The sequence below is a fragment of the Parapedobacter soli genome (genome assembly GCF_025460835.1).
Lineage (GTDB): Bacteria > Bacteroidota > Bacteroidia > Sphingobacteriales > Sphingobacteriaceae > Parapedobacter > Parapedobacter soli.
Genome location: NZ_JAMXAY010000037.1, coordinates 1 through 14,050 on the forward strand (window position 1 = coordinate 1; position 14,050 = coordinate 14,050).

Annotated in this window: 10 protein-coding genes; 7 read left to right on the top strand and 3 right to left on the bottom strand. The window is 49.7% G+C overall.

The window, feature by feature from the left end; genetic code table 11:
• Window positions 1–175: 175 nt before the first annotated feature.
• Both NGM62_RS15045 and NGM62_RS15050 read right to left on the bottom strand, forming a co-directional pair.
• Window positions 176–799, bottom strand: coding sequence for a hypothetical protein (locus tag NGM62_RS15045; protein WP_262249080.1), 624 nt, complete (start codon window positions 797–799; stop codon window positions 176–178).
• 6 nt (window positions 800–805) lie between these two features.
• Entirely contained in the window at window positions 806–1,351 is a 546-nt protein-coding gene (locus tag NGM62_RS15050; protein WP_262249081.1) for a hypothetical protein, read from the bottom strand.
• 261 nt (window positions 1,352–1,612) lie between these two features.
• On the opposite strand from NGM62_RS15050, the gene NGM62_RS15055 reads away from it, so the two are divergent.
• Genes NGM62_RS15055 through mfd form a run of 4 tightly spaced genes read left to right on the top strand, consistent with a single transcriptional unit; the run spans window position 1,613 to window position 9,399 of the window.
• On the top strand, window positions 1,613–3,160 hold the full coding sequence (locus NGM62_RS15055) for a histidine kinase (RefSeq protein WP_262249082.1): 1,548 nt from the start codon (window positions 1,613–1,615) through the stop codon (window positions 3,158–3,160).
• 11 nt (window positions 3,161–3,171) lie between these two features.
• Window positions 3,172–3,927, top strand: coding sequence for a LytR/AlgR family response regulator transcription factor (locus NGM62_RS15060; protein WP_262249083.1), 756 nt, complete (start codon window positions 3,172–3,174; stop codon window positions 3,925–3,927).
• A gap of 42 nt (window positions 3,928–3,969) precedes the next feature.
• On the top strand, window positions 3,970–6,024 hold the full coding sequence (locus NGM62_RS15065) for a tetratricopeptide repeat protein (RefSeq protein ID WP_262249084.1): 2,055 nt from the start codon (window positions 3,970–3,972) through the stop codon (window positions 6,022–6,024).
• Window positions 6,025–6,066: 42 nt separating this feature from the next.
• On the top strand, window positions 6,067–9,399 hold the full coding sequence (gene mfd, locus NGM62_RS15070) for a transcription-repair coupling factor (RefSeq protein WP_262249085.1): 3,333 nt from the start codon (window positions 6,067–6,069) through the stop codon (window positions 9,397–9,399).
• Between the two features lie 47 nt (window positions 9,400–9,446).
• Here mfd and NGM62_RS15075 read toward each other — a convergent pair whose 3' ends face one another.
• Window positions 9,447–11,594, bottom strand: a complete 2,148-nt coding sequence (locus NGM62_RS15075) for a dipeptidyl peptidase 3 (RefSeq protein ID WP_262249086.1) — start codon at window positions 11,592–11,594, stop codon at window positions 9,447–9,449.
• A 52-nt stretch (window positions 11,595–11,646) separates the two neighbouring features.
• Between NGM62_RS15075 and NGM62_RS15080 the strand changes: the two genes are divergently transcribed.
• Genes NGM62_RS15080 through NGM62_RS15090 form a run of 3 tightly spaced genes read left to right on the top strand, consistent with a single transcriptional unit; the run spans window position 11,647 to window position 14,049 of the window.
• On the top strand, window positions 11,647–12,540 hold the full coding sequence (locus NGM62_RS15080; RefSeq protein ID WP_262249087.1) for a DMT family transporter: 894 nt from the start codon (window positions 11,647–11,649) through the stop codon (window positions 12,538–12,540).
• 17 nt (window positions 12,541–12,557) lie between these two features.
• Entirely contained in the window at window positions 12,558–12,809 is a 252-nt protein-coding gene (locus NGM62_RS15085) for a hypothetical protein (RefSeq protein WP_262249088.1), read from the top strand.
• Window positions 12,810–12,864: 55 nt separating this feature from the next.
• On the top strand, window positions 12,865–14,049 hold the full coding sequence (locus tag NGM62_RS15090) for a trans-sulfuration enzyme family protein (protein WP_262249089.1): 1,185 nt from the start codon (window positions 12,865–12,867) through the stop codon (window positions 14,047–14,049).
• Window position 14,050: the final 1 nt, after the last annotated feature.

Here is a 14,050-nt window from a genome sequence, read left to right on the forward strand (position 1 = left end):
GCCCCTGAAACTAAAACCAATGCTGGTGGTGGTTTCATTCGAATAAATTGTTTTTTTAACGGATAGTAGCCATCTCGCTGGCCTGCCGTTTAGCAACTGAGCACGGCCTACAGGTGATTCGGCCATGCTCAGCACCATTTGAGTGACTTACGTGGTTGCTTGTCACATCATCTTGTTAAAACCCCAAGAAGGTGTTCGTCACATCGAACCTGCCCTCGGTAATGGCGAGTTCCGGACCGAGTCCGGTGCCGTCTGTCCGCACCTCGGTAAGGTCCATGTGAAACGTTCCAGCTAGTTTTGTATAACCCCTGCCGGTGACGCCTGGAATAACGGTTTGGTCACCGATGGTGAAGTCCGTAATGGTCAGCTTACCCACGGTCTTGTCTGCCTCAGCAATGCTATAAAGGTCCATCGTTTCACCGCCTACCCCTTCCTGATAAAGTGCATAGACCAGCGGCCTGCCCCCCGTCTCGCTGTCGATCGCAACCACATCCCATGTGCCTTTCGGGTTGTTGAATTGGGCTTCGGAGAACCTTATATATATGTGAAATGCATCGGTCACATCGTCGTTATTCTTAAGCCCCAACGGAGTGAAGAAAGCGGTAAGTGTGACGACATAATGTTCCTCGTCGTTAATGGTCATCACATAAGCCACGTCCGCCTCACGGAGCGTACCTTCCACTTTCATGCTAAGTTTGCCGGCGGTGAGATCTAATGGCTCAGGCCCCTTTGTTTTGCTGCACGATACCGCCGAGAAGATGAGTACGACAAACGAAATAAATAGATAGATCGGTCTCATGGGGAATTAATTAAGTTGGAAATTGTATGCAATTTTTGCACCTATAAAATCGAGGCTTCCACCTGTTCCGGATACGCCTTGGAAACGGAGGCCAAGGTCCCACGGGCCTATCAGATAGCCGCCGCCGATACCGTAGCCGAGGTGGGTCGCAGATGAACTGCCTGCTAAATTGCCGAGGCCGTAGTCGTTGTCTTCGAACTTGATGGAAGTTCGCAGCACGGTCAGCCCCACTTGCCCTTCGGCATAGAGATTACCAAACCGGTGCCTATAGCCAGGCAGAAAAGGAATGAGCGTCGTAGACCCGGAAACCAAATCACTGTCGTCTTTCATGCCAAAACGTAGAAACCCCAGCGTAAGTGTTACCTGGCCTGCTTCGCTAATCCCATATAATCCTTTGGCCGATGCGCCAAATCCGATACCGTAACCGTCGCCGAAGTTGCCGATGGGTAGTCCGATGTCAACACCGGCTCCGATATGGATGTCGCCTTTTTGTGCCGAAGCCGTAATGTACGTGCATGTTGTGAGTGCAATGATAAATACGAGTTTTTTCATGATGTTTTGATGTATCAGTTAATTAATTACCTTACAAAAAGACATTAAATGGCTTCATAACACAATAAAGAGTGAGTATACCTCAATTATGGAAGAGCAAAGCAAACTTCCGGGTTAGAATTCTTATCGGATAAGGGTAAATGCTCACTGTTTCGGGTGATTTGCTAATCGGTTCTTCCGCGATGGTTATTAAAGGCTATATTTATCGATTTAACTGACTAATCGTGTAGACACATGTTCAACTGGAAGGGTGTATAACAAATGCAGGGACTGACCGAAATGCCGTACCGGACGGATATCGCGCATCAATCTGACGTTACGGGCTTGTTTTATTGTGGTGCCGTTGCCGTGTTGTTCTTTTTTGTTTCCATACTATATTTAAAGAAGCGGGAACGCATTTATCTATTTTATACCCTGTTTTTGTTATGCTCGCTCGTATACGGGTTTATCAACATTAAATCGGCTACATGGATGGGCGACCTGTTCAGTGGTTTTTTCTCGGGGAATAGGCGCATTATTGAGCCCGTCACCTTGCTGGCATTTAGTGCTTATATCTTTTTTGCCGTCGAGCTGGTCGACCTTCGGACGCAGAGCCAGAAAGTGACTCGTATATTTCATATCTGGGGTATCGCTTGCATGCTTTATGCAATCACCTATTTCGTGTGTTATCCTGCTATTGTGGAATACAGCTCGTATATCTTTTTAGCTGTCCGGGTAATCATATTTTCACTAAGTGCGTATTTTCTTACGTGGATGCTTATTCACATCCAATCGCCCGTAAAAGGTCCGTTTGTTTTGGGTAGCCTGGCGTATTTTGTAGGTGCGGTGGTGGCCTCTTTGAGGTTTTCATTTAACGATTTGCCTGTACCGTGGCTATATAACGCTACGGCACCCACTTATTTTGAAGCAGGTATTCTCGTGGAAACACTTTTCTTCGCACTCGCATTGGGGCAGCGATTTGTCCATCTTATAGAAGAAAAGCAACTGGCACAAGAAAGGCATATCGAACAGCTTGATAGGAATAGGCGGTTGATAAATGAGATGAATAAGCAGCTGGAACAGAAAGTGAAAGAAAGGGAGGAGGAAATCATTTGGGCACAAGATGAACTCAATAAGGAGGAACAAAAGCGGCTGAAAGCGGAGTTTGCGATTGAAATGGCAAAATCCGAAATGCTGGCCCGCACCTTGCAGATCAATCCGCACTTCCTGTTCAACTGTCTCAATTCCATCACTTACTTGATTCAGAGCGGACAAAACAAAACGGCCATTGAGTACCTCGTCGTATTTAGCCGCTTCATCCGACTGGTTTTGGAGACATCACAAAAACAGGTAATACCGATTTTTGATGAGCTTACCCTTATCGAGAAATACCTCAAGCTCGAAAAAAACAGGTTTGATGATGGCTTTTCATACCGGATTAATGGCATGGAAAACCCTTCGCTGAAAGGCATCATGGTACCCCCCATGTTGTTCCACCCCGTTGTAGAGAATGCGGTTTGGCACGGACTGATGAATAGCCCCGCAAAAAATAAGGAAATTGCAGTAGATGTAGCGCTAAGCGGCCCCGTACTTACTATTACCATCATCGATAACGGCGTAGGGTGGGAGAGCAACGGACATGGCATGGTAGCAGGCAAGTCTGGCGAACGTTTGGGACTATCACTCACCAAAGAGCGTATCAAACTTTATAATTATAGCTTCAGTGACCGTATCGATTTTGATATCAATAAGCGCAGCCAAGAAGGCAGGGCAGGGACCAAAGCGACGTTCACCATTACTTTATCTCCCCCGGTTACTGAAATTAATTAGGGTTAGAAAACATGTTTAAAATTGCATTAATAGACGATGAGCAACATTGCGTGAAAAGCCTGCTCTTGCATATCAACAATCTTTTTCCGGATTTTGAGGTGGTATTTCACAGCACCAAACCCCGTGAGGCCATTAAGGTATTGCAGGAGGCTGTAATTGACCTTGTATTTTTGGATGTGGAGATGCCCGGCATTAGCGGCTTCGATTTACTGGACCATTTTGAACAGCCGCCGTTTGATGTGATTTTTACGACGGCCTATAGCCAATATGCTATTCAGGCATTTAAAGTGAAGGCGGTTGATTATTTGCTGAAGCCGGTTGATGAGCGGGAGCTTGTAGCGGCGGTAAACAGTTGGCGCGAGCGCCGCGATATGGAACGCGAAAACAAGCAGATCAGCGCATTGCTTGATAACCTCAAGAAAGACGGTCTGCTGGGCAACAAGGTGGCTGTTCCTGTTTTAGATGGTTTCGAGTTTATCGATGTGAAAACCATCTTATACTGCCAAAGTGAGAATAACTATACCAACATCCATTTTGAGTCGGGCAAGACGCTGTTGATCAGCAAAACGCTCAAGGAGTTTGAAAAGGTGATGGAAAAGTTCCTATTTATCCGTACCCACCAATCGTACTTGATAAACCCACAGTACATGCGTAAGTACGTGCGCAACGACGGCGGATATATTGTGTTGGTAAATGGCAAAGAAATTCCGGTTAGTAGCTCCCGTAAGCGATTGATTGTGGGTTTGTTTGAAGCAATAAAAAGATGATAAAAAAAATAAAATTGTATCTTCGTATGATAAACGCCAGTTATGAAAACACGTGGCCTATGGAAGCAGATAATCACGACAGTGGTTGGCTTCTGCATCTCCCTACCATTATCGGTATGGGGCAATCCACTGGATAGCCTGGAGCGGATACTGAAAAGTGCGCCCGTAGACTCGTCATACGTAGAAACGCAGTTAGCCGTTTCCCGGTTGTACCATCGCCAAGCACAGCATGGCGATCGTTGTATGGAACTTGCCACACGAGCAGTACAGCATGCGGTCGACCTGGGAGACACCTATCTGTACGCGAAGGCATTGGATAACCTAGGGCTGCTTTACCGCTATCATCAGTATTATGCACAGGCCATTCCGTTACATAAGAAAGCCTTCGATTTGACGGAGAATCTCGATGTTCCCCCGTTGAGTAAAATGATTTTTGCTAACAATACCGGGGTAGCAGCACGGCATAATGGCAATTTCGATGTTTCGGTGGAGTATTACCTCAAAGCACTCACCATTGCCGAAGTGGAAGCAGATAGCAAGAACCAGGAAATCGCCAATAACGGGCTTGGTATTGCATTGATGAACATTCCGGGCCGTGAACAAGAGGCATTGGCACACCTACACCGCGCGCTTGAAATTGCACAGGCTACTAACAACATGCTGGGGCAGGCGATGAACTACCTGTCTATAGGTAGCTATTACGACGAGATCGGCAATCACCAAACCGCACGCGAGTACTTCTTCGAATTGGAGCGGTTGAATGAGGAAATGGGCGATAAAAAAGGAATTGCGATTACTTTGGAGGCAATTGGCAACAGCTACTTGATGGAGAATGAAGACCTCCAAACGGCGAGGGCTTATTTTGAACGGTCGCTGCGGCTATATGAAGAGTTGGAAAACCCGCTAGGGCGGGCCACTGTACTGAGTAGCATTGGTGACATCTTCCTGCAAAATGGGCAGCTGAGCCAGGCCCTGTCGAGTTATTCAAGGGCGTATGAAGTGGGGAGTGAGCTGCAACACTACGCTATGATACAACAAAGCGCAATGTCAATTTCAGATACCTATGAGCGGCAGGGCAATGCTAAGCAGGCGTTGGCCTATTATAGGATTGCACAGCAATATAAAGATAGCCTAGCCATACATGAACAGCAGATAGCAATTTCGGCCATCAAACAGCAATATGATTTCGAAAGCAAAGAAGCACAGATTGAATTGCTGACCAAAGACAACCAGCTAGCCGAAGCCAAACTGCACCGCCGCAACCTGATTATTATTGTGATGACCGGTTTGCTGGCAACGGTGGCCGCGTTCGCATTGTTGAAAGTCCGTGTCAGGAGACTGAAAAGAAGGTCGGATGAATTGATAAAGCGGCAGAAAGATGCGCGGCTGAAAGCGCTGTATGAAAAGAACCTCATGGAGGCGGAGATCATTGCTACGCGGATGCAGATCAATCCGCATTTCATGTTTAACTGTTTGGGGTCTATCCGCTTTTTGGTACAGAAACAGGAGTACGACCGCGCACTCAATTATCTGACACAGTTCAGCTACTTTATCCGCAGGGTACTCGAAATCTCACACCGTCCTGTCCACCGTGTGTGCGATGAGTTTGCATTGCTGGACCAATACTTGAAACTGGAGAAGAATCGGTTCGACGGTGAGTTTACCTACCGTATTATTAATGAAATGGAACAATGGGATAGCCGTGATGTGATACCGGCGCTACTTTTACAGCCGTTTGTGGAGAATGCAATTTGCCATGGCCTCTCGCCGTCTGACCGGGCAGACAAACAGCTCCGGATCATTGCCAAATCATGCCCGATGGCAATACACCTTACGGTGGAAGATAACGGGGTGGGGCTGGACGAACCGAAGGTTGAGCGCACCGGGCATAAAAGTATGGGACATCGGATAACCAATAAACGGATTGAGCTTTTCAATAAGAGCTATCGCGACCATATCCAATGGAATATTGAAAACCGCATCGGTGCTGATGGTAAAGTGAACGGTACCCGTGCCCAAGTTTCTATCTTGATTGTCGACTCACCTGCTGCCGAGCAGAAAGGAGTTGTTTTTAAATCCGACTTGCAGGGGGCTTGAGCATCCCTTATTTTTTGCTTACCTTTGCCCCGTTTTACGATAGTGGGCATAAGTGACATTTTAGCGAAATTTCGGCAGCGCGGTGAGGTTACCGCACTGGCCGAGGCATTGCAGGGCAAAAACCCGAATATTCACCTCAAAGGATTAATCGGATCAGCTGATGCAATGGTGGCTGTGGCATGCTACCAACTCCAGGAACGCCCCCTTGTTTTCGTACTGCCCACACACGAGGACGCCGCCTATTTTCTGGCCGACCTCGAAGGGCTGCTCGACAAACAGGTGTTGTTTTTCCCGGCTTCATATCGTAAAGCGTTTGACTTTACGCAGACTGATAGTGCGCATGTATTGCAGCGGGCAGAAACATTGAGTACGCTCAACCGTGCTCCAGATCTACCCAAGATGGTGGTAACCTACCCCGAAGCGCTTGCCGAAAAAGTCATCAACCGCAACGATCTCGAGAAAAACACACTCGAGATAACCCAACAGGCCAATCTCGATATCGATTTCATCAACGAGTTTCTGCAGGAATATGAGTTTGAACGGGTAGATTTCGTATACGAGCCGGGCCAATATGCTATTAGGGGGGGCATCGTGGATATCTTTTCATTCTCGAACGACCTACCTTACCGCATCGAGTTCTTTGGCAATGACATCGAAAGCATCCGGACTTTCGACATCGAAAGCCAACTGTCCGTAAGCAATATCCACACGGTTACCATCGTTCCCAACGTGCAGGCCAAGTTCCTAACCGAGGGAAACATCTCGCTGCTGGAATATATCCCCGCAGATGCCGTGATCTGGTTTGAGGACGTACAGTTCACCATGGATATCATCTCCCGCGGCTATAAAAAAGCTGCTGAACTGTGGTGGGCGCTATCATCTGAGGATAAACAGCAAAACCCCGAGTGGGTGGATCCGAGATACAACTTCATAGATGAGAAGAACCTGACAGCTATCTTGCGGGATTTTGCCGTGGTGGAATTCGGGAAGCAATTCCTTTATAAAGCAGACGATACCATCGTATTTTCCCAGCGTCCGCAACCCTCTTTCAATAAAGATTTCAGCCTGCTAATCCACAACTTCAAAGAGAACGAAAAAGCAAACATCCAGAATTGCATTTTCAGCGATTCGCCGCGACAAATCGAGCGGCTGATTACCATTCTCGACGATATGGATAAGTCGGTCACTTTTACTCCCATTCATACCGCACTTCGTGAGGGATTTGCCGATACGACGTTGGGTGTGGCGTGTTATACCGACCACCAAATCTTTGATCGTTACTATAAATATAAACGGAAGAAAGGCTATGAACGCTCGCAAGCAATTACGCTGAAAGACCTACGTGAGCTGAAACCTGGCGACTATATTACCCACATAGACCACGGTATCGGGAAGTACGCCGGATTGGAAAAGGTGGAAGTGAATGGTAAGATCCAGGAATCTATCCGCTTGGTGTATGCCGACAATGACCTATTGTATGTAAACATCAACTCGTTGAACCGTATTTCGAAATATACAGGTAAAGACGGTGTAGCGCCGAAAATGAATAAACTGGGTACCGACGCGTGGGACAAACTCAAAAAAACCACCAAAAAAAAAGTTAAAGACATTGCGCGCGACCTGATTAAGCTTTATGCCAAACGGAAGGCACAGACGGGTAATGCCTTCAGCCCCGATACGTATTTGCAAACCGAGCTGGAGGCATCGTTTATCTATGAAGATACACCCGACCAGGAGAAAGCCACCCAGGATGTGAAACAAGATATGGAATCGCCCCATCCAATGGATCGCTTGGTGTGTGGCGATGTGGGTTTCGGTAAAACCGAGGTGGCCATCCGTGCAGCATTCAAGGCGGTGGCCGACAGCAAACAGGTGGCGGTGCTGGTGCCCACCACCATATTGGCCATGCAGCACCATCGTACCTTTACCGAGCGCCTGAAAGGTTTCCCCTGCAACATCGATTACATCAACAGGTTTAAAACGAATAAGGAAATTAAGGAGACCCTGGCGCGGCTGGCCGAGGGGAAGCTCGATATCATCATCGGTACGCATCGGCTGGTAAGCAAGGATGTGAAATTCAAGGATCTCGGCCTCATGATTGTGGATGAGGAACAAAAGTTTGGCGTGGGGGTGAAGGAAAAACTTAAACAGCTACGGGCCAATGTGGACGTGCTTACGCTCACAGCCACACCGATACCACGCACACTCCACTTTTCGCTGATGGGCGCACGCGACCTCAGTATCATCAACACGCCACCGCCGAACCGGCAGCCCGTACAAACGGAGTTGCACGTGTTTAACGAAACGTTGATCCAGGAGGCGGTGACGTATGAGGTCGACCGCGACGGGCAGGTCTTCTTCATCCACAACCGGGTGGCGGACCTACCGCAGTTGGGCAACCTCATTATGAAATTGGTACCCCACGCACGGGTAGGGGTGGCCCACGGTCAGCTGGAGGGCGATGCCCTCGAAGATGTGATGCTCAAGTTTGTAAACCACGAGTATGATGTGTTGGTGGCAACCACCATTATCGAGGCGGGGCTCGACATCCCCAACGCCAATACCATCATCATTAACCATGCACACATGTTCGGGTTGAGCGACCTCCACCAGATGCGGGGCCGCGTGGGGCGATCAAACAAAAAGGCATTTTGTTATCTGCTGAGTCCGCCCCTTTCCACGCTGACAGCCGAAGCATATAAGCGCCTCAACGCTATCGAGGAGTTTTCCGAGCTGGGTAGCGGATTCAACGTAGCAATGCGCGACCTCGATATCCGCGGGAGTGGTAACCTGCTGGGGGCCGAGCAGAGTGGCTTTATTGCCGAAATCGGCTTTGAGATGTACCATAAAATACTGGACGAGGCCATACAAGAGCTGAAAGACGATGAGTTCGCGTCGCTCTTTACCGATGTGAAGCCACGTGATTTCGTGTCGTTCACACAGATTGATACCGACTTGGAAGTACTCATTCCTGACGAATACGTAACCAATGTGGCCGAGCGCTACAATCTATACAATGATATTGCCAAACTGGAGGATGAGGAACAGCTCGATGGCTTCCGTCAGTCGTTGCGCGACCGTTTCGGCCCAATACCGGACCCTGTGGAAGAGCTATTGAGCACGCTTCGGCTGCAGTGGCTGGGCAAGGAGATCGGCTTCGAGAAGGTCTCTTTCAAGAAAAATGTACTCCGTGGTTATTTTGCTACCAACCCCGCTTATTTCGAGAGCGACCGTTTTGGCAAAATCCTGCAATTTGTGCAGCAAAACCCCACCATCTGCAACCTCAAAGAAGTGAAGGGGTCGCTGCGTATCGCCTTTGAACGCGTACCCGATATCGGACATGCCATTGCCATACTGAGCGATATGGCGGCCTAGGCCGTTCCTGAAGACACGTTAGCATACTGATGACAAGCCTTGTGCGGCTAGTTGACTGCTGGTAGCAGCGAATATTCTTTGCCGTATTCCAACATCTGGCTGTAGAAATCCGTGGCATACTCCAGCTTCACATCGGTAATCTCACCGTTCTCTTCGATGGCGGTAAGTCGTGGCTGCACAAAGCCTTTATAAGGCTTAAGCTCCAGTTTGGAATAACGTGCCAACACTTCATTATGTAGGCTACGGTCCACCTTCACGCCATAGGTCTCCACAAGGTGTTTACCGGCTTCGTAGTCGCCCTCCGATTTTATACGCTGAATTTCTCGGAGCAGCTCCCCGAATAGCGTGCGTAGCTTTTCGTAATCGTTTATCTGCACGTAGGTTTTGCCTTCGATTTTCTCAAACGATACCACATCGTCCGCTTTGCCTTGTTCATATACCCAATACGCGTTGAGCGCACGGTTTCGCATGTGAGCTTCTTCGATTTGGTCGCCAGGTTTGATACGTGTAAGCTGGGTCATCAAGCCGTTCATCATATAGCTGTCGTATTCGGCTTTGCCTACCTCCAGCGAAGGCATAACGCCTATTTCGACGAGCTTGGGGTCGAGGATGTAGTATAGTGCCACGAGGTCTGCTCTCGCCTCCTCCAGGCATGATGCGTAGCTCTTCAGTGTTTTATCTGTAGTGCCTACACCGGGATTGATCTGGCCGGATGCATGGCCGATACACTCGTGCATATCGGTATGGAGGTCGCTCGCCAGGTTGCCGTATTTTTTCATGCGGTTCAGCTTGGCGGTATCGGCCACGAATTCTTCGAGAAAGCCGCTGTTGGCGCTGCTTTCGTTATAGGCATGCACAATGTTGCTGAGCGACACCGACTTGGATCCGTACTCCTTGCGCAGCCAATCTGAATTGGGTAAGTTGATGCCGATTGGCGTGCTGGGAGCAGCATCGCCCGCCTCGGCGATAACGGTAATGGCCTTTGCGCTGATACCTTTCACTTCCTTTTTCTTATGCTCGGGCATGAGGGGCGAGTTGTCTTCAAACCACTGGGCCTCATCGGCGATGGCCTTGATACGCTTAGTGCTTTCGAAATCTTTTAATGACAATACCGCCTCATAACTGCCTTTGATGCCCATGGCATCGTTGTACACTTCGATGAATCCATTTGCGAAATCAATGGTGCCGGAGGTGTCTTGCACCCACACCTTATTATACTCATCCCATAAGTGTAAATCGCCGGTGCGGTAGTATTCGGTCAAGAGGTTGAGAGCCTGCTGCTGGACGGAGTTCTCAGCCAGGGGAATAGCCTTCTCGAGCCAGAAGATAATCTGGTCGACGGCGCTGCCATACATGCCGCCCGACTTCCACACTCGTTCCGCGACTTTGCCGTTTATCTTGACGACCTTGCTGTTGAGGCCCCATTCCGGGTCACGGCCCGTATCCGGGAAAGTACGGTAAAATGCTTCAACCTCCTGTTGGGTAACGCCCTCATAGAAATTGTTGGACGACTGCGCCACGTGGTCGATGCCTTCGGTGAGGTTGACCATCTTGGGGTCTATCGAAGGATCGAAGACAATTGGTTGGATACGGTCGATAAATGCGGCGACACTTTCGTCTTTGAGTAAGGGAAGCACTGCGGCGTCACATGCTTCCACTAGTCCAGCGAAGTATTCGGGGCTACACTCGGGTACAAATTTGTCGTTTGAATAATGATGGTGCGCACCGTTGCTAAACCAGAATCGACCTGCATAGGTTTTGAGTTTTTCCCATTCGTCGCCGTTCTTATCCGTTTTGGGATTGTTGAAGATGGCCTCAAGTGTTTTGCGGATGGTGAGGTTGTTTTTTCCACGCTGGTCGTAGATGATGTCTCGCCCCGATAAAGCTGCCTGATAGAGGTAGTAGGCGAGTTTCTTCTGCTGGATGGTGAGCACGTCGAATCCCGGGACTTCGTAGCGGAGTATTTCGAGGTCGGCAAATGTGTCGACCGTAACGGGCGATGTTTGCCCATTGGCCGCAGAGCCGCTCTTGGGTGATTGGCACGATTGTGATAAGGCAGCCAAAGCTACCGAACTAGCGATGAGCATAGCGAGTTTGTTCCTTACAGTTTTCATGATGGCATTATTCATTTGGTGCATGGTATCATAGCCGGATTGGTGCCCGGTATCCTTGCAAAGGAAATAAAATAAAAACATAAAACCATTCTTTTGTTTAGTTTCGCCATGAAATTTTAATGTTAGGAAACGAGTGAACAGTTCCATCCGGCAGGCAGGTTACGTGATTGCAGGCACCGTGTTTGCTATTTTGTGGGCATCGGCTTCAGCGGCCACAAAGATAGGCCTCCTGTCGGCCCAGCCCTTTGTCATTGCCATAGCGCGCTTCGGCGTGGCTTCTACCGTAATGCTAGTTATTGCACACCTTGTAATTGGGCAGCGGCTACCAACCGGTAAGGCTTTATGGAAGCGGCTAGCCATCTATGGGTTTTTAAACGTGGGGCTTTATTTGGGGCTATATGTGGTGGCCATGCAAGAGGTGTCGGCCGGGCTCGCGGCGTTGTTTGTGGCTACAAACCCGGTGCTTATCGCCGTGATGGGGGCATTGTGGTATAAGCAACCTGTGGGAAGGAGTATGGTGGTTAGCTTTTTGCTCTGTATTGCAGGCATGCTGTTGGCATCGTATCCGCTATTTGCTGACAGCTATGCTACCCCGCGGGGTTTGGTCGTTCTTTTCCTAAGCATGCTTTCTTATTCGGCAGGGTCGATTTACTTCGCTCAGCAAGACTGGGGCAAGTTGCATATCCTTACAATCAACGGTTGGCAAACGCTGATCGGCGGATTGTGCGTATTGCCGTTTGCCTGGTTTTTTTATGATAGCGGGGCCAACACGTTCGATGGTAAGTTTTGGGGTGCCGTGCTGTGGCTGGCCATAGCGGTATCCGTCATTGCGGTACTCCTGTGGCTATATTTGCTGCGTGACAACCCCATCAAGGCGTCGGCTTGGCTGTTTCTATGCCCCATTGCTGGCTTCGTCATTGCGGCGGCACTCATGGGCGAACCCTTATCATGGCATACTTGGGCGGGTGTGCTGCTGGTGATGGGGGGTCTGTATATCGTTCAGCGGCGACGCGCGATGGTCAAATGATTTATTAACTTTGATTTATGGACGCACCGCTGGTAAAATTCCGCATTTCAAAAGGGACAGCCTTTTTATTCGGGTTTATTACTCTGAAATTTTTACTGCAGTCGGTGCTGGTGAATCCTACGTATGCAAGCGAATCACCTAGTGTGGGGATACGTGCCTGTGCCGCAACTCAATTCGCGCGCGAACAAGGGACCGTGGTTTTCGTATTCGTGGGGGCTAAAATTGACATCAACCGGCGGATAGCGGAAGAATTAACCGCAAGGGAATGATTTTTTCCCTAAGTTTGTGTGGTTGTAATACAGCCCCTCTCAAATTTCACACAACATGAGTCATATAGAAACTGATTTAATCCATGCGGGAAAGTCGTTTAACGACACGAAGGCCGTGGTGCCACCCATTTACCAATCTTCAACATACTATGCCAGTGCAGATGCCGAGGCATACATGGCAGCGGCTACCGATGCCCGGTATCCGTATTTTTACCACCGCCACGGCAATCCGGTGAGCAGCCAAGCCGCCGAGGTGGTAGCCGGCTTGGAAGGCACCGAAGCGGCTTTGCTTACCGCAACGGGTATGGCGGCCATCAGTACAGCTATCCTAACGGTGATAGAAGCGGGCGACCATGTGGTTGCCCAACAGTCGCACTATTCCGCGGCCAGTATCCTGCTGAAAGAGCTGCTGCCTCAATTTGGTGTGGCGGTATCGTTCTTCGACCAGGGGGATAATGCCTCGCTTGATGCAGCCCTACGTGATAATACCACGCTGATTTATCTTGAAACCCCCTCCAATCCGAATTTGGCGGTAACGGACCTGGCCCATGTGGGGAATCTGGCTAGGCAGCGTGGCATCACCACCATCTGCGACAATACATTTGCCAGCCCCATCAACCAGCGACCCGGCGATTATGGCATCGACATCATTGTACATAGCGCCACCAAGTACCTGGGCGGCCACAGTGACCTCACCGCAGGGGTAATCTGCGGCACGGAGGATCTGGTGAACAAAGCTTGGAAAAAATTACTGTCGCTGGGTGGTTCGTTGGCACCTTTCGATGCGTGGCTGCTGCTACGCGGCCTGCGCACGCTTTCCCTCCGCGTGAACCAGATCAATGCGAATGCACTGGAGTTGGCCGTGTGGCTGGAAAAACACCCCACCATTGCCCGGGTAGGGTATTGCGGGCTGCCGTCGCACCCACAGCACGAACTGGCGAAAAAGCAGATGAAAGGGTTCACGGGAATGCTTTGCGTAGAGGTGGCCGGGGCCGACGAGCGGCAGCAGTTTACCCGGGCACAGACCGTGCTGAACCGGCTGAACATCTTTGCCAATGCGGCCAGCCTGGGCGGTGTAGAATCGCTGGCGGTACACCCGGCCAGCATGTGGGGAATGCACCACTCGCCCGAGCAGAAGCTGAAAGCCGGCATCAACGACGGGATGCTGCGCATCTCGGTAGGCATTGAACACATCGACGACCTCATCGGCGATTTTGAACAGGCGCTGGCCGGGCTTTAAC

Excerpts from the sequence above, each read along its gene's own strand:
- NGM62_RS15090 (WP_262249089.1), top strand. The coding sequence starts at position 12,865 with ATGAGTCATATAGAAACTGATTTAATCCATGCGGGAAAGTCGTTTAAC.
- NGM62_RS15045 (WP_262249080.1), bottom strand. The coding sequence starts at position 799 with ATGAGACCGATCTATCTATTTATTTCGTTTGTCGTACTCATCTTCTCG.
- NGM62_RS15085 (WP_262249088.1), top strand. The coding sequence starts at position 12,558 with ATGGACGCACCGCTGGTAAAATTCCGCATTTCAAAAGGGACAGCCTTT.
- NGM62_RS15065 (WP_262249084.1), top strand. The coding sequence starts at position 3,970 with ATGAAAACACGTGGCCTATGGAAGCAGATAATCACGACAGTGGTTGGC.
- NGM62_RS15060 (WP_262249083.1), top strand. The coding sequence starts at position 3,172 with ATGTTTAAAATTGCATTAATAGACGATGAGCAACATTGCGTGAAAAGC.
- NGM62_RS15075 (WP_262249086.1), bottom strand. The coding sequence starts at position 11,594 with ATGTTTTTATTTTATTTCCTTTGCAAGGATACCGGGCACCAATCCGGC.
- NGM62_RS15050 (WP_262249081.1), bottom strand. The coding sequence starts at position 1,351 with ATGAAAAAACTCGTATTTATCATTGCACTCACAACATGCACGTACATT.
- NGM62_RS15055 (WP_262249082.1), top strand. The coding sequence starts at position 1,613 with ATGCAGGGACTGACCGAAATGCCGTACCGGACGGATATCGCGCATCAA.